This is a genomic window from Flavobacterium aquaticum, from assembly GCF_003259835.1.
GTDB classification, from domain to species: domain Bacteria; phylum Bacteroidota; class Bacteroidia; order Flavobacteriales; family Flavobacteriaceae; genus Flavobacterium; species Flavobacterium aquaticum.
In genome coordinates, this window is sequence record NZ_QLMI01000003.1 from 307,121 (window position 1) to 332,284 (window position 25,164).

Consider the following 25,164-nt stretch of genomic DNA (forward strand, 5'->3'; position numbering starts at 1 on the left):
AAGGGCGCAAAGTTTTTTCGCGAAGTACGCATGGATTTTCTCACCACAAACTTGTCATTTCGTAGGAATCTCATAAAGAGATGCTTTCAGTACGACAAGATTGTAAATAAATACGTATTTTTGAGAAAAGCATTTTTAGATTTATGAGCAAGATTTTAATTACAGGAAACGGTTTCGATTTATATCACGGTTTGCCAACGAAATATGGACATTTTATGGCAATTATGATGACAATTGAAGATTGTAATTTTGATAAGGATGTTATATTTGATGAATTATTTGGTAAAATTTTTAAGGTAAAGTATGGTCGAGATTATGATTTAATTCTTGAAAAATTTAATATTGAAAATATTGTTTATGAACATAAAATAATCGAAGAAATCAGGCTTCTTTTAAAAGGTAATTCTTGGTATCAATATTTTAAATCCGCTTTAGAACTTAAAACATGGATAGATTTTGAAAATGAAATTGAAAGCGTATTAAACTTAACTTATGATGTAATAAATTTCGCAAACAAAAAAAGAATACTTCCCAAAATCATTTATAAATTAGATAATGAAACCGCATATCTTAATTATAGAATTAAAGAATTTAATATTTTATTATTTAATGAAGAAGATATTTTTACATTTTATGTTGATGAAAAAAATATAAATAGTAGGGAAAAGAAAATCGATACGGATAAGATACTTGATGAATTAGTTGAATCTTTAGAACAGTTTACTTCAATTTTTAAATTTTATTTGGATTTAATTGTAAGGTCATTATCAACAAATATTAAAAAGAAATATAGTTTCCCTTTTGATTCAATAGATTTGATTTTTACTTTTAATTATACTCAAATAATTGAAGATGTATATAATTTTGATAAATTAAAAATTGTTTATTTACATGGTAATTTAGTTTCAAATAACTTAGTTTTGGGAATAAGTGAAGTTAATAAAATAATTAAAGAAAATAAATCTTATGGATTTACAAAGAATTATCAAAGAATAATAAAAAAGACAAATAATAAGTTTATTAGTTATGCAAATAAAGATAATTTAGAGGAATTTGTGTTTTATATTATTGGACATTCTTTGGATATTTCAGATAAAAATTACATTTTAAGATTATTTAATTTTTTAGAAAGTGATAAGCAAGAACTTTCTAAAATTTATATTTTTTATTATAATGAACAAGATCATAAAACAAAATTGAATAATTTATTTAATATAGTTGATAATGATTTATTAGTTGATTTAAACCAAAATGAAAGATTGTTGTTTTTTGAGTTAAATGAAGAAAACATAAAACAAAATTTTCAAAAGACTATCTTATAAATATTTAATTTTAAAACTCATGTTCACCATCCAACAAATCCACGAAGCGCACGCCAAAGTAAAAAGCGGTGCCGATTTTCCAAAATACACGCAAGACATTATTGCGCTTGGTGTTACTTCCTTCGAAACGTTTGTATTTGACAATCATACCAATTATTATGGTGTCAATGATTTTCAGACTTCGTCAATTGGTTTTTCAGAAACCTTAACTATTGCTAATGAAAGTAATGTTGAGCAATTCAAATCCGACTTAAAATCGCACCAACAAGGCAACACCGATTACATGACGTTTTTAAATGATTGCGCCAAATCAGGTGTTGAAAAATGGGTTGTAGTTATGGATAAAATGACGTGCAGTTATTACGACAAAGCCGGGAACGAAATGGTGGTGGAAGTTATTCCATCGGTTTAGTTTCGCCACAAACTTGTCATTCCGTAGGAATCTCATAAAGAGATGCTTAACAGCAAGACAAGTTTGCGTTGAGCCAAGTTTGAACATAAAAAAAACGGCTCACATTACTGCAAGCCGCCCTTTTAAACTCTTAAACTAATTTAAGCATTCATTATCGCTTCAATTTCTTCAATTTCTATCGGAATATTGCGCATTAAATTAAACGCAGAGCCTTTTTCTTGAATCACCATATCGTCTTCTAAACGAATTCCAAAACCTTCTTTCGGAATGTAAATTCCAGGTTCAACTGTGAACACCATGTTGGCTTGCATAGGTTCGTGTAATAATCCGTAATCGTGTGTGTCTAATCCCATATGGTGCGAAGTGCCGTGCATGAAATATTTTTTATACGCTGGCCAATCTGGATTTTCGTTTTGTACGTCGGCTTTGTCTAATAATCCTAAACCTAACAATTCTGAAGTCATGATTTTACCCACTTCTACATGATATTGTTTCCATAATGTGCCTGGAACTAACATTTTTGTAGCTTCATTTTTCACATTTAAAACGGCATTGTAAACCGCTTTTTGTCTGTCTGTAAAACGACCCGAAACCGGAACCATTCGCGTCATATCGCTTGAATAATTCGCATATTCTGCACCAACGTCTAATAAAATCAAATCGCCAGCTTTACATTGTTGGTTGTTTTCGATATAATGCAACACATTTGCATTATTACCCGAAGCAATAATTGGTGTGTATGCAAAACCTTTCGAGCGATTTCTTAAAAATTCATGTGCAAATTCGGCTTCGATTTCGTACTCCATAACGCCTGGTTTTACGAAATTCAAAACGCGTCTAAATCCTTTTTCGGTAATATCACACGCTTTTTGGATTAAATCCAATTCTTCGCTTTCTTTAACCGAACGCAATCTTTGTAAAATAGGATTCGATTTTTCTACTTTATGAGCAGGATAATTTTCTTTCCACCATTTGATAAAACGCGCTTCACGAGTTTCCGTTTCGATAACGGCTCTGTAATGTTCGTTAGTGTTGATGTAAATGGTATCGGCATATGCCATGATTTCTTTAAGAGTTTTATGGAAATCTTGTAACCAAATCACCGATTTAATTCCGGAAACTTCAAAAGCTCGTTCTTTCGTAAGTTTTTCACCTTCCCAAATAGCGATATGTTCGTTTGTTTCTTTTAAGAATAAAATTTCTTTCAAATGTTCGTAAGGCGCATCTGGAAAAAGCAATAAAATACTTTCTTCTTGATCCACACCCGATAAATATAGAATATCTCTATGTTGTGCAAAAGGCAAAGTAGAATCGGCAGAAACTGGGTAAATATCGTTTGAATTGAATACCGCAACGCTGTTTGGTTTCATTTGAGCTGTGAATTTCGCTCTGTTTTTCACGTATAAATCGCGGTCTATTTGATGGTATTTCATGATGTAAATGTTTTGTTCTCCAAAATTAATAAGATAAAAATGAAAAGTTGTTAAATACTTTAGAAATTTTGTAGAAGTGCAATGTTTTGGCTAATTTTCAACAAAATTTTTCAAGATGAAGCAAATTACTATCCTGTTTTTATTGATTGTGCAATCGGCAATTGCACAAAATTCGTTGTTTAATCAAGTAGAAGCTAAGAATATCGGTCCAACCATCATGAGCGGTCGTGTGGTAGATTTAGCAGTAAATCCGAAAAATCCAACTGAATTTTATGTCGCGTATGCTACTGGCGGACTTTGGTATACTAACAACAACGGAACTTCATTTACTCCTGTGATGGATACAGCAGAAACGGTAAATTGTGGTTCGGTTACGGTGGATTGGAATTCGGGAACTATTTGGGTTGGAACTGGTGAAGTGAATGCTTCGCGTTCGTCGTATGCTGGAGTTGGCGTTCTAAAATCTTCGGATAAAGGCAAAACCTGGGAAAATTTAGGATTAAAAGATTCGCATCATATTAGCCGAATTTGGTTTAACCCAAGCAATTTGAATGAAATTGTAGTCGCTGCTGTCGGACATTTATATACAACTAATAAAGAACGTGGGATTTATAAGTCAACTGATGGTGGAAAATCTTGGAAACAAACCTTATTTGTAGCAGAAGATGCTGGAATTATTGATTTAGCTGTTTCGAAAAATAATCCACAAATCATGTTTGCCGCATCTTGGCAAAAAGATCGAAAAGCTTGGCATTTTGATGGTGATGGGGAAAAATCAGGTATTTATAAAAGTGAAGATGGTGGAACTTCGTGGAAATTGGTTACCACAAAAGAAAGTGGATTTCCTGCTAACGAAGGTGTGGGAAGAATTGGTTTAGCGATGTTCAGCGAAAATGTAATTTATGCGGTTTTAGATAATCAGAACAAACGACCAAAAACAGTTTCAAAAAATAAATTGACTACGATGTTGTCAACTCCGGGAGCGGATTTCATGGAAATTTCGAATAAAGAATTGAACATCGCATTGAAAGAAAGTGGTTTTAGAGATAAATATCGTGCTGAGAATATAAAAAATTGGGTTGCCGATAATAACATGGAGCCAAAAGAAGTTTTAGCGGTTTTATTGGATGCGAATAAAGCGTTGTTTGAAACCGAAGTAATTGGCTGTGAAGTCTATAAATCGGAAGATGGTGGAAAGTCTTGGAAAAAAGCGAATCAGAATTACATCGATGATATGTTTTATACCTATGGCTATTATTTTGCGAATATTTCGGTAGATGAAACCAATCAAAATCGTGTATATATTGGTGGAGTTCCATTATTGTTTTCTGAAGATGGTGGAAAAACTTTTACTGCGATTTCTAAAGAAAATGTGCATGCGGATCATCACGTAACTTGGGTAAATCCAGAAAATCCAAATCACATTATTAACGGGAATGATGGCGGTGTGAATATCTCATATGATAACGGAGCACATTGGATTAAATGTAACAATGAAGCAGTAAGTCAGTTGTATGCGGTAAATGTAGATTATCAAGAAAATTATAATGTTTATGGAGGAATGCAAGATAACGGCGTTTGGTTTGGACCAAATAATTATTCGCACAATGTCGCTTGGCATCAAGAAGGGAAATATCCGTATCAAGAATTGATGGGTGGTGATGGGATGCAAACGCAAATTGATAGTCGCAATCCAAATGTAGTTTTCACGGGTTATCAATTTGGAAATTACTACAGAATCAATCAAAAAGAAGGAAAGTTTGATTACATCACGCCAAAAGCTCCAAAAGGAGAAAAGCCATACCGTTTCAATTGGCAAACACCGATTTTATTGTCTTCGCACAACCAAGATATTTTATACATGGGTTCGGAGTTTTTACATCGTTCTATGAATCAAGGTGAAACTTGGGAAAGAATTTCAGGTGATTTAACAAACGGAGCAAAAGAAGGTAACGTAGCTTTTGGAACTTTAACTTCTATTTCAGAAAGTAAATTCCAATTTGGATTGCTTTATGTAGGTTCTGATGATGGAAAAATCCATGTTTCGAAAGATGGTGGTGTTTCTTGGCAATTGATTTCGGCTAATTTGCCTCAGAATTTATGGGTTTCAAGAGTTGTTGCTTCAACTCACAAAAAAGAAAGAGTTTACGCGACTTTGAATGGTTATAGAAATGATAACTTTAAAAGCTTTGCATATGTTTCGGAAGATTTTGGTGTGACTTGGACTTCTATTTCAAATGGATTAACTGAGGCGGTTAATGTTATTGTTGAAGATTCGGCAAATGAAAATATTTTATACATTGGCACCGATAATGGTTTGTTTATTTCGTTAGACAAAGGTGCAACTTGGCAAGATTTTTCTAATGGAATGCCAAAAGTAGCAGTTCACGATGCGGTTATTCAAACAAAAGCAAAAGAATTAATCGTTGGTACACACGGTCGTTCGATTTATAAAATGGATATTTCTAAAGTTCAGGAATTGACGAAAGATGTTTTAGCTAAAAACCTGCATTTATTTAAAGTAAACGATAGAACAAAATCAGAGCGATGGGGAAATCAAAATTACGCTTGGGGAAAAGCGAGTGAACCATCTCAAGAAATTTGGTTTTATTCAAATGCAGATGGAATTGTGAATGTTTCGATTGCAAATGAATCAGGAATGATTGTTCACACTCAAAAAGTAGAAGCTAAAAAAGGATTGAATTCGTTTAATTTTGATTATTCGCTTTCAAAAGAAATGGCTGAAAAGTGGAATAAAAAAGACAAAAACATTAAAATTAAAGAAGCTGAAAACAAGAAGTTTTATTTGCCTGTTGGAAAATACAAAATGACAGTTTCAAAAGATAAAGTATCGGAAAGCAAATCATTCGAAGTTTCAGCTCCAAAAAAATAAGTAATGAAAAAAATCACATTCTGTATTTTTCTATTTGCAACCGTCATAAGTGTTGCTCAAGACAAAAAAGCCTATCAAATTTTTGATAAAAAGGGTAAAAAATCATCGTATGAAAAAGTTTTGAAAGCAGCTGAAAAAACCGATGTAGTTTTGTTTGGCGAATATCATGACAATTCTGTTGTACATTGGTTGCAATTAGAATTCACAAAGGATTTAGCCCAAAAGAAAGATTTGGTTTTAGGTGCCGAAATGCTCGAAGCTGATAATCAAACGCAGGTAAATCAATATTTGAATGGCGAAATCAATCAAAAACAATTGGATTCTTCGGCTCGCCTTTGGAAAAATTACAAAACTGATTACAAGCCTTTAGTCGATTTTGCTAAAGAAAAAAAATTCAGTTTTATTGCTACAAATGTGCCTCGAAGATATGCTTCATTGGTGTTTAAAAAAGATTTAGTGGCTTTGGATTCGCTTTCTGCTCAAGAAAAATCGTGGATTGCTCCGTTGCCAATAGCATTTGATATCAATCTTCCAGGTTATAAAAGCATGATGGGAATGCAAGGGGGTCATGCAGGCTATAAAATGCCAAAAGCACAAGCTATAAAAGATGCTACAATGGCATATTTTATCAATAAGAACAGAAAAGAAAACAGTGTTTTTATCCATTACAACGGTACTTATCATTCTGATAATTACGAAGGCATCAATTGGTATTTAAGAAAATTAGACGCTGGCATAAAAATTGTGACAATTGCAATGGTGGAACAAAAAGATATTTCAAAATTAGATGCCGAACATTACAATAAAGCCGACTTTATTCTCGTTATAGATGAAGATGTAACAAGAACGCATTAAAATCGTCTTTATTTAGAAACCAAACGCTTGGGTTTTGTTTAATGTTGGATTCCTGCTTTCCGTTATAGTCCCGATTTTATCGGGAGCTATCACTCCAATCAGGGTTAGAAAACAATCGATAGTATGAAGAAATTAGTAGTTTTATTCACTTTAATAGTTGGTGCATTTGCCTTTTTCTCTTGTGAAGATTCAGATGGTGTATCAGAAGAACCTCATTTAATAGTCAAATTCCAATTTGATCCTAATCAAGTGCGATTGAATAATTTGGGTCAACCTGCTACTATTCCTTCAGGCCATGCAGCACAATCACCTGATTTTAGTAAAATTAGTGCGCATTATTTTGAGTTGGCACCCACAGCTTACACTCAATTAACAGAAGGAACTGTCTTATATCATGCAGATGAAACTACTCAAGGAGGTTCGGTTGCAATTGATTTTAGCAAAGCTGTTGTGGTAGGTGAAGGTGAAGCTTTTTTAAAAATCCCATTAAGTCAAGTAGCACAAGGAAACTATGAATATGTGCGAGTTTCATTAGCTTATCAAGAATACAATATTTCAATTCGCAACAATGGTGCAGATTATCAAGGTAAATTAGCGAGTTTTGTAGGCTACAACAATTATATTACAACACATTCAATAGGTAATAATTCATTTCCAGTAAACGGAAATCGCTTGCAAGGTTACTGGGCATTTGCATTGAATAATTTACCTTATGCAACTTCTGGACAAGCCCCAGCAGGAGCTACAACGGTTCCAAATCCTATAGCTTCAACTTCTCCCATTCCGTCAGGCTCATGTGTAGTAACTGGAAAATTTGCGCAAAATTTAGTTATTAACGGAAATGAAACCCGTGATATTGTTATTACATTGTCATTGTCAACCAATAATAGTTTTGAGTGGCAAGAAGTAACCTCTGATGGTAAATATGAGCCTTCTATTGGTGAAAATGTGGTAGATATGGGACTCAGAGGATTGATTCCTTCATTTGTTAAATAAATATATTTGCTAAAATAGTATATATTGTTGTTGTTTGGAGTGTCTAAATGCTTGATATTCAACGATAGTTAAATTCATTTTAAAATCATTATAAATTAGCTCGAAAAGGTTGTAGTTAATTTCAAATAGCCTTATTTTTGTTTGATTTTTTATTAAACTAGTACAATCAAATAAAAATTATGGCAAAATCGGCACTATTAAAGTCATCTATCGTAAAAAAATACTGGATGGCTCTTACAGGTTTATTTCTATGCTTGTTTTTGGCGGGGCATTTGGCAGGAAATCTTCAATTGATTTTTGGAACCAGCTTGCAATTCAATGAATATGCTTTATTCATGACCACCAATCCTGCAGTTAAGTTACTTTCTTACCTTACTTACATTTCAATTATATTCCATGCAATCGATGGAATTATGTTGACAATCCAAAACAAAAAAGCAAGGCCAATTGGTTATGCTAAAACAGATGGTTCTTCTAGTAGTTTAGCTTCAAGAAATATGGCTGTTTTAGGAACTGTGATTTTAGTTTTTATCGCTACACACATGACTAATTTTTGGGCAAAAATGCATTTCGACAAGAATATGCCCTTAATGACTAAAACAATTGAAGTAGAGGGAAATAAACAACAGTTCTATGTAGGAACAAATGTTGGTCAGTATTACCCTGTAGAGCAAGTTGCTAAAGAAGGGGAAAAGATAGAAACAAAAATAATGCAATTACCTAAGCAATTTGTAATTAAAAACAGAACTGAATTATACTATTTGCAGGCTGATGTTAAAACAGCTGATTTGTATAAAGATTTACACAAATTAACAGTTGATTTCTTTAAAGACCCTAAATTAGGTTTAGCTTTTACTGCTTTTTATGTTTTGTCAATGTTAGCTCTTGCATTTCACTTATGGCATGGTTTTCAAAGTGCTTTCCAATCTCTAGGGGTTAATAGTTCTAAATTAACGCCTGTAATTAAGTTTTTCGGAAAAGCATTCGCAATTATAGTTCCGCTATTATTTGCAATTATTCCTATTATCTTACACTTTAAAAAATAATCAACATCAGTATATATTATGAAGTTAGATTCTAAAATACCAGCGGGTCCATTAAAAGACAAATGGACCGATCATAAAAACCACTTGAAATTAGTTGCTCCAAACAATAGACCAAAAATCGATATTATTGTGGTAGGAACTGGTTTAGCAGGTGCTTCTGCTGCTGCTTCTCTTGGAGAAATGGGATATAATGTAAAAGCATTCTGTTTTCAAGATTCACCTCGTCGTGCACACTCTATTGCGGCTCAAGGAGGTATTAATGCAGCAAAAAATTATCAAAATGATGGTGATAGTGTTTACCGTCTTTTCTATGATACAATTAAAGGTGGTGACTATCGTGCACGTGAAGCAAACGTTCATCGTTTAGCAGAAGTTTCGGGTAACATCATTGACCAATGTGTGGCGCAAGGTGTTCCTTTCGCACGCGAATATGGTGGAATGTTAGATAACCGTTCGTTTGGTGGAACACAAGTACAACGTACTTTTTACGCTGCTGGACAAACTGGACAACAATTATTATTAGGAGCATATTCAGCTTTATCAAGACAAATCGGGTTAGGACGTGTAAAAATGTACAACCGTCATGAAATGTTAGATATTGTTAAAGTAGATGGAAAAGCGCGTGGAATTATCGCTCGTAACTTAATCACAGGAGAAATCGAAAGACATTCGGCTCATGCAGTTGTTATTGCTTCTGGAGGTTACGGAAACGTATATTTCCTTTCTACAAATGCAATGGGAAGTAATGTAACGGCTGGATGGAAAATCCACAAACAAGGAGCATTATTCGCTAATCCATGTTATGTACAAATTCACCCAACATGTATTCCGGTTCACGGAACAAATCAGTCAAAATTAACGTTGATGTCTGAATCGTTACGTAATTCTGGACGTATTTGGGTTCCAAAGAAAAAAGAAGATGCAGAAGCAATTAGAGCTGGGAAATTAAAACCAACTCAAATTGCTGAAGAAGATAGAGATTACTACTTAGAAAGAAGATATCCTGCGTTTGGAAACTTAGTACCTCGTGACGTAGCTTCAAGAGCTGCAAAAGAGCGTTGTGATGCTGGTTACGGAATCGAAGCGAATGATACTAACGAGGGAGTTTACTTAGATTTCTCTACTGAAATTCAAACAAAAGGTAAACAAGCTGCTTACGCAAAAGGAAATCATAATCCAACCGCTGAAGAAATTACAGCTTTAGGAAAACAATGGTTAGAAGAGAAATATGGTAACTTGTTTACTATGTATCAAAAAATCACGGATGAGAATCCTTATGAAACACCAATGAAAATTTACCCAGCAGTTCACTATACAATGGGTGGTGTTTGGGTTGATTATAACTTACAATCTACAATTCCAGGTTGTTTCGTAGCGGGTGAGGCTAACTTCTCAGACCACGGAGCTAACCGTTTGGGAGCTTCGGCTTTAATGCAAGGTTTAGCAGATGGATATTTCGTTTTACCTTACACGATTTCTAACTATTTAGCTGACGAAATTAGAACTGGTAAAATCTCAACAGATTCTCCAGAATTCGCTGAAGCAGAAGCAAGAGTGAAAGATTCAATTAGCAAATTTTTAAACAACAACGGTTCTAAATCGGTTGATTATTTCCATAAAAAATTAGGTTTGATTATGTGGAATAAAGTAGGAATGGGAAGAAATGAAGCTGGTTTAAAAGAGGCTATCGCTGAAATCGCTCAATTAAAAGAAGATTTCTACAAAGATGTTTACGTTCCTGGAAGTGCAGACGAGTTAAATCCTGAGTTAGAAAAAGCATTAAGAGTTGCCGATTTCATCGAATTAGGTCAATTAATGGCAATGGATGCTTTACAACGTAAAGAGTCTTGTGGAGGTCACTTCCGTGAAGAATATCAAGATGCTGAAGGTGAAACATTACGTGATGACGAAAACTTCAAATTTGTTGGAGCTTGGGAATACAAAGGTGATGACATCAGCAAAGAAGAACTTCACAAAGAAGAATTGAAATACGAAGAAATTAAAATTGCAGCTAGAAATTACAAATAATAGATTATGAGTGCAGCAAAAAATATCAATATAAACCTTAAAATTTGGCGTCAAAAGAACGCTAGTTCAAAAGGTAGCATGGAAACTTATAAATTAGATAATGTTTCTACTGCAAGTTCGTTTTTGGAAATGTTAGACCAATTAAATGAGCAATTAATTAACGAAAGAAAAGAGCCAGTAGCATTTGATCACGATTGTCGTGAAGGTATTTGCGGTATGTGTTCTTTATATATCAACGGGCGTGCTCACGGACCTGATACTGGAATTACAACGTGTCAGTTACACATGAGAATGTTCAATGATGGTGATACAATTTACATCGAACCTTGGAGAAGTAAAGCTTTTCCTGTTATTAAAGATTTAGTAGTAGATAGAACAGCTTTCGACAGAATTCAGCAAGCTGGAGGTTTCGTATCGGTAAACACTTCTGGAAATACGATTGATGCTAATTCAATTCCAGTTCCTAAAGATGATGCAGACAAAGCTTTTGAAGCAGCGGCTTGTATTGGATGTGGAGCTTGTGTGGCAACTTGTAAAAATGGTTCTGCGATGTTATTCGTAGGAGCAAAAGTATCGCAATATGCTTTATTACCACAAGGTAAAGTAGAAGCTACGCAACGTGTGTTAAACATGGTACGTCAAATGGACGAAGAAGGATTCGGAAATTGTACAAACACTGGAGCATGTGAAATCGAATGTCCAAAAGGAATTTCGTTAGAAAACATCGCTCGTATGAACAGAGAATTTTTAAAAGCTTCTGTGAAGTAATTCATTGAAACTTTAAAATAATAAAAACGCATTCATTTATTTGGATGCGTTTTTTTGTACTTTTAATAAAAATTTTATCTAATGAAAATCGCACTTTTTCAAACCAAATTAGCTTGGGAAAACCCAGAAATCAATCGAACATTCATCGAAGAATATTTTCTAAATGAAGACGAGTCTTTTGATTTATTTGTTTTGCCCGAAATGTTTACTTCTGGCTTTACCATGAATCCATCTGCTGTAGCGGAAACTATGGATGGCGAAACCATGACTTGGTTAAAAGATTTAGCAAAAAAGAAAACCTGCGCCATAACAGGAAGTTTAGTTATCAAAGAAAATGATAATTTTTACAACCGAATGGTGTTTGTTTTTCCATCTGGCGAAGTGCAGTTTTACAACAAAAGACACTTATTTACTTTAGCTGGCGAGGAAAAAGTGTATACAAAAGGAACTGAAAAAGTAATCGTAAACTATAATAATTGGAACATTTGCTTACAAATTTGCTACGATTTACGTTTTCCAGTTTTTGCTAGAAACACTGAAAATTACGATTTGTTATTGTACGTTGCCAATTGGCCAAAACCACGAATTAACGCTTGGGATGCATTATTAAAAGCGCGTGCCATTGAAAACATGTGTTATACCATTGGAGTTAATAGAATAGGAGAAGACGCTAATAAATTAGAATATCCTGGACACTCTCAAGCTTTTGATTATTTAGGTAATCAAATGGTGGATTGTGATGATGAATTAGGTGTTTTTATCTTCGATTTAGACAAAAGCACTCAGAATGAAGCTAGAACTAAATTCAATTTTCTAAACGATAAAGATGATTTTGAAATTCGTTAATCTAAGATAAAATCTTGTTCAACATCCCAGTTTGCCCTAACGTCAATCAGCTTTGGAAAATAGATGATTTCTTCGGCTTGTTTTTTAGCTAAGTAATTTCCAGTAGTCCATTCATTGTCTGAATTATCATCGTAAATAATTCTTATCGTATATAATTTAGGCTCTATAGTCTCAAAATAAATACTAGTTTCTTTTGTAGATGTGGCTTTGTATAAAACTTCGTTTTTGTCCATTAACTCTATAATGAATGGAAAGCGCTTATTGTTTATTAAGTTTATCTTTAAATTTCCATAATCAGCTAGCTGTTTAGTCGAAAAATTGTATTTCAAACTGTCATTAGTTGTTTCATAAAAATCTTTAATGGCGCCAGGTAGCAATTCCATCGTGTATTTTTCATCTTCTTCTTTTTTGAAATCAAAAACAATTTCTTCTTCAAATTCAATAATTCTTGAAGTAAATTTAACGGCTACTGAATCTTTATTTCGCAATATAATTTTTGATTCATCAATAGAAGTTAAAGGTGTTTTTGATTTAAGTGTAAAAGAATCTCTGAAAGCTAAAATTCCTCCTGTTTTCTTTTCAATTGTAAGAGAATCTGATTCTTTTAAGTCTTTTAATTTTGCAATAAAGTTTTTAGAGTAAGTTCCATTGGTAACAGCAATTTCTAAGGAATCCATTTTTACATTTGGGTAGAAAATTTGTACCGAGTCTTTATTCTTTTCAGGATATTTCATTATTCTTACAGGAACTTCTTTATTGTTGTATTTTGTTGTGATTTTTGTGTTTTTAAAATCACCATCATATCCTAAAAAAAGCTTGTTATTGCTTTCTTGAGTAGGCTTGTCTGCTTTGAAAGGTTTCTTTTCTTGAAACAATTCCAACTCAAACATATCAGACGTTGGAATAGTAATAGGGAAATCTAAAAAACCAATTTTATCAATCGCAGGATTGTAAATATTGTTATTTGATTTGTCTTTCATGGCCACAATTTTGTAAGTGCCTTCTTTTAAATTTTCTAAAGAAAATACTTTCAAACTGTCTAATGTGTTTGTTATGTATAAAGGAGTTTCTTTATAAACAGTTGAATCGGTAAAAGTTTTCGCATCATATAGCATTACACTTACAAAATTATCTGGTTTTTGTTCGAATGCATCTTTTATTTTTCCAACAACAGTTAAAGAATCTACATAACTTCCAGTAGAAAATACATATTTGAATTGCGAATACGGATTACCTTCATTGTTATCAGTAATACTTTGACCAAAATTAAAGCTATATGTTGTATTAGGTTGTAATGTGTCTAAAATTTTAATTGAAATAAATTTGCTAGCACTTCCTTGTGGTACAATTACAGGTTGCTTTTTCATTGGAGGCGAAATAATCAATTGCTTGTTAATGTCTTTAACCTTGATTAATTCATCAAAAGAGATTTTAATTTCGTTTCCTTTAAAATTTGTTTTAAAATTTTCTGGCGAACTGTTAGTAATTGTAGGCGCTATAGTGTCTTTGGAACCACCGGTTATAGTTCCTCTTTTGGCACAATTGGTTAATAATAAAAGGCTTGCCAATAAAAAGGCTATGTTTTTTAATTTTGTCATCTTTTCAAATAATGGTGTTACAAAATAACAACTATAATTAGTGCAAACATACAATTTTTAGGAATTTTTATGAAAGAGTGTAAGCAATTGTGATGATGCTAACTTTACTGTTTGGAATTTTTAACAAAGCTTTTGCACAGGCTTCTAAAGTAGCTCCAGAAGTTAAAACGTCGTCAATAAGTAAAAAGTGTTTGTTGGAATCAGCTTCGGTGAAATTTATATCGAATAAAGCATTGCTCACATCTTTCCTGCTTTCTTTGTCTTTTTTAGTTTGTGTTTTTGAATAACGACTTCTATATAGTAATGAATCGTTAAGAGGAATTTTTAGTTCTTCGGATAATGCTTCACAAAAAGTGATTACCTGATTGTAACCTCGCTCTTCTAATCTTTTTTTATGTAGCGGAACCGGAATTATTTCAGTAATGGTTTTAATTTGATTGACAGCTTCTAGATCTTTTGCATACCTTTTTCCTAGAAGTGTTCCAATTTCTTGATGATTTTTATATTTTAAGTTGTGAATTAAATTTTGTACAATACCTTTGTGGTGAAAATAGAGCATCGATGCGCTAAATTCAATTGGGACTATGCCATAAAATTTTATTGTCGTATCATTGCGCTCCAAAAAATGATGTTTTGTATAAGGCAAGTTATGATTACATTCGCTACAAATAATAGTTTCATTATGAAGTAGCAATGAATTACAACCCAAACAAAGTTTTGGAAAAAGTAAGTTTATCAGATATTTTAGCATTTTATCGATTAATTATATCAATATTAACATTTTTGAATAAATTTATAAAAAAGTTTATAAAATGACACGTAGAAAGAACAAAATAACTAAAATTAGCATCTTGATTTTGATGCTGTTAACGTTGTTCTTTGGTGTGAAATATTATAAAACTTCAGACGATTTTAACAACTACATAGAAACTTCAGATTTAGAGAATAAAGTTTTAGAAAGTCAGTTAACTGAAATTCTACACAAGTACGATTCTTTAAGTGTGAAAAACAAAATCGATAGTTTAAGATTTGATGAGCAACTTAAATTAGTTCAATCTGGAAAAACCTCAAAACAAGTTTCTAGATTTAATTCAATTGAAGATTCTATCGTGTTTTTTGCTAAACAGCAACAAATTTCTAAAGAGATTACTTTAAAAACTAATGCTATTACTAGTCCAAAAGTAGTTAGTAAAACAGCTCAACTTACAGCCTTAAATGTTAACGCCAAAGGGGTTAAAATTTATTCTGATGCTTATAAAATGAGTGAAGCTAAAATTCAACAATTAAGAGTTTGTTTTACATTAGAAGAAAACCAATTGATTAATTCTGGCAATAAAACTATTTATGTGCAAGTGGTTAATCCTAAAAATCAAATTATTTCTTCTGGAGATACTTCTGTAGAGTCTGATACCAATATTAAATTACAATACAGCGCATCTGTTAGTACTAATTATCAAAAGAAAGATACTGATGTTTGTACTTATGTAGATTTAGAAAAAAACAAGACTATTAAAGGTAAATACAAAATCAATATCTATCACGATTTTGTTAAAATTGGTACTGCAATTTTCGAATATTAATAATTCTTATTTTTATTCCTTAATTTCTTTTCTTTATTTCATTCCTATTTTTACTTTTGCACTATGGCAAAACAAGATGATATTTTCAAAAATGTAGTTTCGCATGCAAAAGAGTACGGATTTATATTTCCGTCTAGCGAAATTTACGACGGTTTAAGTGCGGTTTATGATTACGCACAAAATGGTGTGGAGTTAAAAAAGAACATCCGTGAATACTGGTGGCAATCTATGGTGCAAATGCACGAAAATATTGTAGGATTAGACGCTGCAATTTTAATGCATCCAACCACTTGGAAAGCTTCAGGACACGTTGATGCGTTTAATGATCCATTAATCGATAATAAAGATTCTAAAAAAAGATACCGTGCCGATGTTTTAATTGAGGATTATGCCGAAAAATTAAATCAAAAAGCACAAAAAGAAATCGACAAAGCACGTGAGCGTTTTGGAGCTTCATTTGATGAAGAACAATACAAAACAACGAATCCTCGTGTGATGGAATATTTGTCTAAAAAGAAAGAAATTCTAGAAAGAATGGCTCGCTCTTTAGAGACAGAAAATCTTGCTGATGTTAAAGCTTTAATCGAAGAATTAGAAATTGCTTGTCCTGAAAGTGGTTCAAAAAACTGGACGGATGTGAAGCAGTTTAACTTAATGTTCGGAACTAAATTAGGTGCTTCAGCTGAAAGTGCGATGGATTTATACCTTCGTCCTGAAACGGCTCAAGGTATTTTCGTAAACTTCTTAAATGTTCAAAAAACAGGTCGTATGAAAATTCCTTTTGGAATTGCTCAAACGGGTAAAGCGTTTAGAAACGAAATCGTAGCAAGACAATTCATTTTCCGTATGCGCGAATTTGAACAAATGGAAATGCAGTTTTTCGTAAAGCCAGGAGAAGAAATGAAATGGTACGAATACTGGAAAACGACTCGTTTAAATTGGCATTTATCGCTTGGATTAGGGAAATCAAATTACCGTTTCCACGATCACGAGAAATTAGCACATTATGCAAATGCAGCTGCAGATATCGAATTCAATTTCCCATTCGGATTCAAAGAATTAGAAGGAATTCACTCGAGAACCGATTTCGATTTGAAAGCACACGAACAATTCTCAGGTAAAAAATTACAATATTTTGATAACGATACGAATTCAAACTACACGCCTTATGTGGTAGAAACTTCGGTTGGTTTAGACAGAATGTTCTTAGCGGTTTTCTCAAACTCGTTACAAGAAGAAGTTTTAGAAGATGGTTCAACAAGAACGGTTTTACGTTTGCCTTCGGTATTAGCACCAACAAAAGCTGCCGTTTTGCCATTGGTTAAAAAAGACGGTTTACCAGAAGTAGCTCGTAAAATTATCGATGATTTAAAATGGGATTTCAATGTTGCCTATGATGAAAAAGATGCGGTAGGAAGACGTTACAGAAGACAAGATGCTCTTGGAACGCCATTCTGTATCACCGTAGATCATCAAACACTAGAAGATGAAACCGTAACAATCCGTCACAGAGATTCGATGCAACAAGATAGAGTGAAGATTTCGGAATTGCGCGATATTATCAACAACGAAGTTTCGATGAGAAATTGGTTGATGAAAATGTAGTTGGAGGTACGAAATACAAAGTACGAAATACAAAGTAAAACCCCGAATTTTAAATGAAATTCGGGGTTTTTATTTCTAAAATTATTTAAACTGAGACTGAATACTGCGACTGTAAACTACTCACTCAAAGCATTCCAGCCTCTTGCTTTCAATTCAATTTTAGTATTTGATCTTGTGATTAAATGATTTCCTTCTGTAGCGGCAACCATGTGTCCGATTACGGTGAAATTTGGATTCCCTTTGATTTTGTCAAAATCTTCCATTTTAATGGTGAAAAGCAATTCGTAGTCTTCGCCACCGCTTAACGCTACGGTTGTGATGTCCAAATTAAATTCTTCACACACATTAATCAACTGTGGGTCAACTGGTATTTTCTCTTCATATAAATTACAACCAACATTACTTTGCTTACACAAATGTAAAATCTCAGACGACAAACCATCCGAAATATCAATCATGGCAGTTGGTTTAATTTCTAGTTTTTCTAGTAATTCTTTAATATCGTTACGTGCTTCTGGTTTTAACTGACGCTCGATCAAATACGTGTAATCATCTAAAACTGGTTGATTGTTTGGATTTACCTGAAACACTTGTTTTTCGCGTTCCAAAACTTGTAATCCCATGTAAGCCGCTCCAATATCACCCGAAACTACTAATAAATCGTTTTCTTTCGCTCCGTTTCTATATACAATATCTTCTAAATTCGCCTCACCAATAGCGGTAATGCTAATGATTAATCCTTTTTGTGAAGAAGTCGTGTCTCCACCAATCACATCTACATTGTAAATTTTAGAAGCTAACGTAATTCCCTCGAATAATTCTTCCAAAGCTTCCAAAGGGAAACGATTCGAAACCGCTACCGAAACCGTAATTTGAGTAGGAGTTGCGTTCATCGCGCAAATATCAGATACATTGGCAACAACGGCTTTGTAACCTAAATGTTTTAATGGCATGTAAGCCAAATCAAAATGAACGCCTTCAACTAATAAATCGGTGGAAATTACCGCTTTTTTATCGCCAAAATTCAATACCGCAGCATCGTCACCAATGCTTTTTAGTGTTGATTCTTGATTGATAGTAAAGTTTTTAGTTAAGTGCTCAATTAAGCCAAATTCGCCTAATTGCGATAAACTGGTTCTTGATTGGTCTTTATTTTCTAACATGGATTATTTTTTTGCAAAAGTACGATTTTATTGTGATACAAATGTTTTAACGCAAAGTCACGCAAAGTTTTTTCGCAAAGTATCGCAAAGTTTTCTAAACCACATAAGGAATATAAGTAAATCTCTGTGAAACGCTGTGTTGACTTCGTGTGGCTCTGTGTAACAACTCCCCACTTCTAACTCCCAGCTTCCAACTCTTTTAGCTTCTCATAAATCAAACTCGTTTCATAGCCTTTACGAAGTAAGAAATCGACGAACTTTTTGTTCTTTTTTTGACCTTTTCGTTCGGTGATGTTGTTCCAATTTTTTTCAGCTAATTGATGAAAATTTTCTAAATACGTGGCTTCAGGAATTTCTTTTAAGGCAATTGTGATGATACGTGAGGAGATATTTCGAAACTTCAATTCGTTTACAATGCGGTTTTTACCCCAATGTTTATAATTGTGTTTGCCACGAACAAAACTCTGTGCAAAACGTTCTTCGTTGATGAAATTATTTTCGATTAGATACGTTAGAACTTCTTCTTTTTCAGAAGAATTAACCGAAAACGAATGCAATTTTTCCTCTACTTCTTTATAACAACGCTCTTGATACGCGCAGTAATATTCCATCTTAGAATAGATTTCTTTTAAGGAAAAAGCGGATTTATTAGTTTTCAATTCGTTAACAATTTAATAATGCAATAAATATTTCATAATCAAAAAATTATGATTTATCTTTGTTGGCTTTTTTTTAAGCAAAGAAGCATAATCAAACCAAATCTAATATTTTCATTCAAAGTTATGAAATTAAAATTACTTATTGTTGCGTTATTTTGCTCGGTTTTAGGGTGGGGACAGACTACTATCGCTATTCAAGATTTTGAAACTTCTCCTGCAACACCAACATGGAGTTACACTAACACAGGTGGTGGAGTTTCTACAACAAACACAGGAACTCCAAATAATCAAAGAATTAGAAATGGTTTGAGATCATTTCAAATCAATAATTCTACAAGTACTTTAACCTTTGATGATATAAATGTTTCTGGGTATAATTCTGTTAGTGTTATAATTAGAGTTTCAAGTATTTCAACCAATACAACCAATGGTGCGGATGCCGCTGATTATATTAGAACATTTGTTAAGTTAGATGCAGGAACTTTTTTAACCAATACACAGGCAAATGCTGATATTGCTGTAAATGGTAATTCTAATTCAAGATGGGGTTACAATACAACTGGAAATACAACAAATGCAGGGACAAATTCAGTTGTTGCGGGTACTTCAGGTACAAATACTGGAACAATTTATTCAACTTTAATTATAAATATCCCAAACGGAACTTCTTTGGTAGGCTTAAGGATTAATTCTTTGAATAATGATACAACAGAAGTTTGGTGTATTGATGATGTAGAGGTAATTGGTACTCCAGCTTCTACAAACACCATCACAACAGATACGGCTATCACAGGCAGTCCATTTTGTGTAAGTGCTTCAACGGGAGCTTCGGTTTCGGTACCTTTTACAAGTGTGGGTACTTTTAATGCAGGTAATGTATATACAGCTCAATTATCAAACGCAGCTGGAAGTTTTGCTTCGCCTGTAAGTATTGGTACGGTTACAAGTACAGCAAACTCAGGCACTATTTCTGCTACAATACCAGCAGGGACAGCAGCAGGAACAGGATATAGAATTCGTGTGGTTTCAAATAATCCAACAGTTATTGGAACAGACAATACGGTTAATTTAACGGTTCAAGTTCCGGCGGCAATAACTACTCAGCCTTCTACTACGGTTCAAAACCTTTGTCAAGGTTCGGCTGCTACAGCTTTATCAGTAACGGCAACAGGGACTACTTTAACTTACCAATGGTATAGCAATACAACTGCAACTACATCAGGAGGAACTCCAGTTGGAACAAGCAGTAATTCTTATACGCCAGTTACAACTGTAGCGGGAACTTTATATTATTACTGTGTGGTTTCGGCAGCTTGTGGTGCTTCGGTTACTAGTAATGTTTCGGGTGCTGTAAATGTAACAGCAATTCCAAGTGCACCATCTGGAACCATAAATATTTCAGCTAATCCATCTTGCGGAGCGGCAACTTTGACTTATTCAGCACCAAGTGCCAATATTTATTGGCAAACTACTGCTACAGGAACATCTACAGCAAATCCAACTACTTCTTCTTTCACATCATTAGCAACAGCAGGTACTTATATAAGATACGTAAGAGAATTGAATGGAACTTGTTGGTCGCCTGCTACGGCATCAGCATCTTTTACAATTGTTGAGCCAATAAATATTACTGCTCAACCACCAAATAGAGTTATCACCGATGGCAATAATACTACATTTACTGTTACAGCTACTGGAACTACTCCTACATATCAATGGCAAGTAGATACAGGAAGTGGATTTGTTAATTTAACAAATGGTGCGCCATATTCTAATGTTACAACTGCAACTTTAAATATTACTGGAGCTACAATTGGAATGAATGGATACTTATATCGTTGTATAGTAAGTGGTGCTGCTCCGTGTGGAAGTGTGACATCAAATGTGGGAACTTTAACAGTGACTTTAACAGCTCCAAATAATCCATCAAATATAGTTCCGTGTTACGAAAATAATTCAATTGCATTGTCATGGACAGCCTCTTCTGGTGGTGCTGCTCCAGATGGATATATGGTTTTCGCTTTGGCAGGAGCTACTGCACCTGCGGCAACTACAGTTGTGGCTGGAAATGCTAGTTTATACACTGCTAATTCTGATTTTTCTTTAGCAACAGTTGTTACAGCGTCTTTAGGAAAGTGTGTTTATAAAGGAACAGGAACTTCGGTTACAGTTACTGGTTTAACAAACTTGTCTAATTACTCTTTCAAAGTTGTAGCTTACAGAGGAAATACGGGAACAGGTTGGTCAAGTGGTATTAATACAAATGGAAGTTGGAGTACACCAACAACCAATATTATTGCCGATATGCCAGAAGTATCAAGTTTGACGGCTTCAATTGCAAGTGGTCAATCTGCTTTAACATGGAACAGACCAACACCTTTAGCTTGTTATGACCAATATTTAGTGGTTGCCAATCAAGGTTCTGTAGTGTTTACACCAACAGGTGATGGAACAGCTTATAGTCCAAATACAGTTTATTCAGGACCAAATCAAGTGGTTTATAATGGAACAGGTACCGGTGTAACAGTTACAGGACTTACAAATGGGGTATCATATTGTTACAAAGTGTTTGTAAGAAGAGGTACAGAATGGAGTGATGGAGTAGAAGTGTGTCAAACACCAAACATTGTATATTGTGCTTCAGGCGCTACTAATACAGCTGATTCTGAAATTGAAAATGTTACGTTAGTAGGATATTCTACTACAATTTCAAATAATACAACAAATGCTTGTACTACAGGTGTAAATAATTACACAGCCATGAGTGCTGATTTACAAGTTGGCGGAACTTATACGGTTGCGGTTGAATTTGGAGATTGTGATGGAGGAACGCAATATGATGGCGCAGGAGGAGTTTGGATTGATTGGAATAACGATGGCGATTTTCTTGATGCTAATGAAATGATTGGTACAGCATTAGTTGCTGTTTCTGGTGGAAATGTAATTCAAAACTTTACAATTAACGTTCCAGGAGGGCAACCAATTGGAAATTATAGAATGAGAATTGTTCAAACAGAAGGTGGTACATTAGAAACAATTAATCCTTGTGGCACATTTACATATGGTTCAACGGAAGATTATACTGTTCAGGTTGTAAACGCTTGTATTCCTACTCATACGGTTACCACTTTTACACCAACATCCGGACCTGTAGGAACAGAAGTTACTATTAATGGGACTGGTTTAACAGGGGCAACAGTAACTTTTTCAGGTGTTAATGCAACAATTGTTTCTAATTCAGGAACTCAAATTGTGGCTATTATTCCAGCAGGAGCTACAACAGGAATGTTGTCTGTAAGAGATGCTCAACCTTGTGCAATTGATAATGTTTACACAATTATATCAAGTGATGTGACTTCATGTGAAGGAATTGCAGTTACTACAGATTTAATTATTTATGATATTCATGACGAAGAAACTGGTTCGGGAGGATTTATAACATTATACAATGGGACTGCTACTACTGTAGATTTAACAAATTACAGTATTTGGAGAACATCTGTTCATGATGATGGAAATGAAGTTGATTATGCTAATTTAACTGGAACAATTGCTCCAGGAGCTTTAGGAATACTAAAAGTATCTGTAGGTAGTTGTGGACCAGCATCAACAAATGGAACAATAGACGGTGGATTTAATGAAAATGATGGTATTCAGTTAAGAAATGCGGCAGGAACTGTTATAATTGATGATGTTGATACCTATCCAACAGCACCAGGTTATTATATGGTTAGAAATGCAGGAGCATTAAATGCAAGAGTATCTTATGTTGCTGCAGATTGGAGTGCTATTCCATTAGGTCCAGGAGTTTGTAATCCAAGTGCAGGGTTAGTACTTCCAAGTGGAGGAGCTACGCCTCCGACAGTTACTACTCATCCATCATACATTTCATCATGTGCATCAACTTCTGCAGTATTAACTACAGCTGGAACTGAAGGTTTTGCTGGCGGAAATGCACTAACTTATCAGTGGTATTTTGCGGCACCAGGAAGCGCAACATGGACAGCTGTTGCAGATGGAGGAATTTATAGTGGTGCAACAACAGCTTCTTTAACTATTTCTTCGATTGTTGGAGTTATAGATTATCAATATTACTGTCAAATTAGAGAAAATTTAGCTACTTGTTATACAGCGAGTAATGCAATAAAAATTACAGATTCTAGTGCGACAACTTGGAATGGAGCAACATGGTCTAATGGTACTCCAGATGTAAGTAAATTAGCAATTATAAACGGGAACTACGATACCACAACTCACGGTGATTTTGAGTGTTGTAGTTTGTTAGTAAATGCAACTTTTACATTAAATATTCAGGCCGATGATTATGTGTTAATTCAAAATGATTTAACTGTTAATGGAACACTTAATGTGTTAAACGACGGTTCTTTAGTTCAGGTAAATGATTTAGGAGTAAACACAGGTAATATTTCATACCAAAGAATTGCTTCAGTAAAACTTCAAGATTACGTGTATTGGTCTTCTCCTGTTAGTGGTTTTGATGTAAATAGTATTTCACCTTTAACACCTGCTTATTATCATTGGCAATGGAATCCAACTATTTTGAATCCAAATGGTGGAGAAGGAAATTGGGTAAATGCTTCTACAACAATGCTAGGAGGTAAAGGATATATCGTGAGAGCGCCAAGTGGATTTAGTAATACTGTAAATCAAAACTGGACGGCTACTTTTAATAATGGTGTTGCTAATAATGGAGTTTATACACCTACAATTGCTAGAGGAACTGATTTAAATGCAGGAACCGCTGGTCCAAATGGTGTAATGAGGACTGTTAATGATGACAATTGGAATTTACTAGGAAATCCATATCCATCAGCTATTAGTATTGGTGCGTTTTTAACTGCAAATCCTCAATTAGATGGTTTTGTGAGATTATGGACACATGGAACACTTCCAACATCTTCTGTAGATCCTTTTTACAATAATTTTACCTATAATTATTCAGCTTCAGATTATATTGCAATTAATGGAGCAGGAGCTACAAGTGGTCCGGGAACTTTAAGTGTTATTGGAGCAGGTCAAGGATTTTTTGTTCTAATGGATCCAGGTGCAGCTACTACAACAACTGCTACATTTAATAATGCAATGCGTAATATTGGATATTCTAATAATCAATTTTATAGAAGCGCTAATGTTGTGAATTCAGCACCAGGTGGAAATATCGAAAGACATAGAATTTGGTTAGATTTAGTAAGTCCAACAAATCAAACTACGAGAACATTAGTTGCTTATGTTGAAGGCGCAACAGAAGGAAAAGACAGAATGTTTGATGCTTTAACAGATTATAAAAGTGCTCAAAATTTTTATTCTTTGATTGATGATCAAGTAATGACTATTCAAGGGAAAGGATTGCCATTCTATCAAGAAGATAAAGTTCCTTTAGGAATTAAGATAGCTTCAAATGGAATTTATAAAATTGCAATTGGAGCCATAGATGGACTTTTTGAACAAGGACAAAATATCTATTTAGAAGATAAACTATTAGGAATTATACATGATTTAAGACAAGCTCCTTATTCATTTACAGGAACTTCAGGTGTTGTAAATAATAGATTTGTTTTAAGATATACAAATGAAACTTTAGGTAACGAAGACTTTGAAACACTTGACAATTCTGTTTTTGTTATTGGTGGAGATAATTTATCAGTAACATCAACAAAAGAGTCAATAAAGGATGTTATGGTTTATGATGTTTTAGGTAGATTAATAAAAAATAAGCAAAATGTGAATTCATTTAATGTTTCGTTAAATGAAATTATTAAGACAAACAGTGCTTTAATTATATATGTTACTTTAGAAAACGGTAAACAAATAATTAGAAAGGTTTTATACTAATAACGAAGTGTATTCTAACAAAAAACTAGCTACTAAATAGCTAGTTTTTTTTGTTTATTTTTTAGAATATCTAATATTTTTTGTTAAGTTTGTTCTCTAACCCCAAT

The 25,164-nt window shown here is 33.8% G+C and carries 17 protein-coding genes; 12 read left to right on the forward strand and 5 right to left on the reverse strand.

The features are described from left to right. The first annotated feature begins 143 nt into the window (after positions 1 to 143). Complete coding sequence (locus tag B0I03_RS06460) at positions 144 to 1,322, forward strand: AbiH family protein (protein WP_111566638.1); 1,179 nt, start codon at positions 144 to 146, stop codon at positions 1,320 to 1,322. Positions 1,323 to 1,341: 19 nt separating this feature from the next. After that, positions 1,342 to 1,734, forward strand: coding sequence for a DUF1398 domain-containing protein (locus tag B0I03_RS06465; RefSeq protein ID WP_111566639.1), 393 nt, complete (start codon positions 1,342 to 1,344; stop codon positions 1,732 to 1,734). 140 nt (positions 1,735 to 1,874) lie between these two features. Here the strand turns inward: B0I03_RS06465 and B0I03_RS06470 are convergent, their stop codons facing one another. After that, the gene (locus B0I03_RS06470) at positions 1,875 to 3,167 is read right to left on the reverse strand and encodes an aminopeptidase P family protein (protein ID WP_111566640.1); all 1,293 of its coding nucleotides are present in this window, start codon (positions 3,165 to 3,167) and stop codon (positions 1,875 to 1,877) included. Between the two features lie 115 nt (positions 3,168 to 3,282). Between B0I03_RS06470 and B0I03_RS06475 the strand changes: the two genes are divergently transcribed. The 7 genes from B0I03_RS06475 (at position 3,283) to B0I03_RS06505 (ending at position 12,599) form a co-directional block, all read left to right on the forward strand. Next, positions 3,283 to 6,060 carry a VPS10 domain-containing protein gene (locus B0I03_RS06475; protein ID WP_111566641.1) on the forward strand — a complete coding sequence of 926 codons (2,778 nt, stop codon included), beginning with the start codon at positions 3,283 to 3,285 and terminating at the stop codon, positions 6,058 to 6,060. Between the two features lie 3 nt (positions 6,061 to 6,063). Beyond that, on the forward strand, positions 6,064 to 6,915 hold the full coding sequence (locus tag B0I03_RS06480) for a ChaN family lipoprotein (protein ID WP_111566642.1): 852 nt from the start codon (positions 6,064 to 6,066) through the stop codon (positions 6,913 to 6,915). Between the two features lie 123 nt (positions 6,916 to 7,038). Continuing rightward, on the forward strand, positions 7,039 to 7,911 hold the full coding sequence (locus B0I03_RS06485; protein WP_111566643.1) for a hypothetical protein: 873 nt from the start codon (positions 7,039 to 7,041) through the stop codon (positions 7,909 to 7,911). Between the two features lie 179 nt (positions 7,912 to 8,090). Then, positions 8,091 to 8,957 (forward strand): succinate dehydrogenase cytochrome b subunit, encoded by an 867-nt coding sequence (locus tag B0I03_RS06490; protein WP_111566644.1) that lies wholly within the window; start codon positions 8,091 to 8,093, stop codon positions 8,955 to 8,957. Between the two features lie 18 nt (positions 8,958 to 8,975). Continuing rightward, positions 8,976 to 10,985 carry a fumarate reductase/succinate dehydrogenase flavoprotein subunit gene (locus B0I03_RS06495; protein ID WP_111566645.1) on the forward strand — a complete coding sequence of 670 codons (2,010 nt, stop codon included), beginning with the start codon at positions 8,976 to 8,978 and terminating at the stop codon, positions 10,983 to 10,985. Between the two features lie 6 nt (positions 10,986 to 10,991). Further along, positions 10,992 to 11,753, forward strand: a complete 762-nt coding sequence (locus tag B0I03_RS06500) for a succinate dehydrogenase/fumarate reductase iron-sulfur subunit (protein WP_111566646.1) — start codon at positions 10,992 to 10,994, stop codon at positions 11,751 to 11,753. A gap of 81 nt (positions 11,754 to 11,834) precedes the next feature. Continuing rightward, positions 11,835 to 12,599 (forward strand): nitrilase family protein, encoded by a 765-nt coding sequence (locus B0I03_RS06505; RefSeq protein ID WP_111566647.1) that lies wholly within the window; start codon positions 11,835 to 11,837, stop codon positions 12,597 to 12,599. Here B0I03_RS06505 and B0I03_RS06510 read toward each other — a convergent pair. Then, positions 12,596 to 14,197 (reverse strand): Ig-like domain-containing protein, encoded by a 1,602-nt coding sequence (locus tag B0I03_RS06510; protein WP_111566648.1) that lies wholly within the window; start codon positions 14,195 to 14,197, stop codon positions 12,596 to 12,598. The two genes, B0I03_RS06505 and B0I03_RS06510, sit on opposite strands and share 4 nt — an antisense overlap. Before the next feature lie 67 nt (positions 14,198 to 14,264). After that, entirely contained in the window at positions 14,265 to 14,756 is a 492-nt protein-coding gene (locus B0I03_RS06515; RefSeq protein WP_317048043.1) for a ComF family protein, read from the reverse strand. A gap of 253 nt (positions 14,757 to 15,009) precedes the next feature. Between B0I03_RS06515 and B0I03_RS06520 the strand changes: the two genes are divergently transcribed. Together B0I03_RS06520 and B0I03_RS06525 are read left to right on the forward strand one after the other, a co-directional pair. Continuing rightward, positions 15,010 to 15,777: a hypothetical protein gene (locus B0I03_RS06520; RefSeq protein ID WP_111566650.1), complete on the forward strand. Its 768-nt coding sequence runs from the start codon at positions 15,010 to 15,012 to the stop codon at positions 15,775 to 15,777. A 63-nt stretch (positions 15,778 to 15,840) separates the two neighbouring features. Further along, complete coding sequence (locus B0I03_RS06525) at positions 15,841 to 17,382, forward strand: glycine--tRNA ligase (protein ID WP_111566651.1); 1,542 nt, start codon at positions 15,841 to 15,843, stop codon at positions 17,380 to 17,382. Between the two features lie 116 nt (positions 17,383 to 17,498). On the opposite strand, the gene thiL is transcribed toward B0I03_RS06525, so the two are convergent. Then, positions 17,499 to 18,545 (reverse strand): thiamine-phosphate kinase, encoded by a 1,047-nt coding sequence (gene thiL / locus B0I03_RS06530; protein ID WP_111566652.1) that lies wholly within the window; start codon positions 18,543 to 18,545, stop codon positions 17,499 to 17,501. A gap of 176 nt (positions 18,546 to 18,721) precedes the next feature. Further along, positions 18,722 to 19,204, reverse strand: a complete 483-nt coding sequence (locus B0I03_RS06535) for a regulatory protein RecX (RefSeq protein ID WP_317048044.1) — start codon at positions 19,202 to 19,204, stop codon at positions 18,722 to 18,724. Positions 19,205 to 19,327: 123 nt separating this feature from the next. Between B0I03_RS06535 and B0I03_RS06540 the strand changes: the two genes are divergently transcribed. Beyond that, entirely contained in the window at positions 19,328 to 25,057 is a 5,730-nt protein-coding gene (locus B0I03_RS06540) for a GEVED domain-containing protein (RefSeq protein ID WP_111566654.1), read from the forward strand. Positions 25,058 to 25,164: the final 107 nt, after the last annotated feature.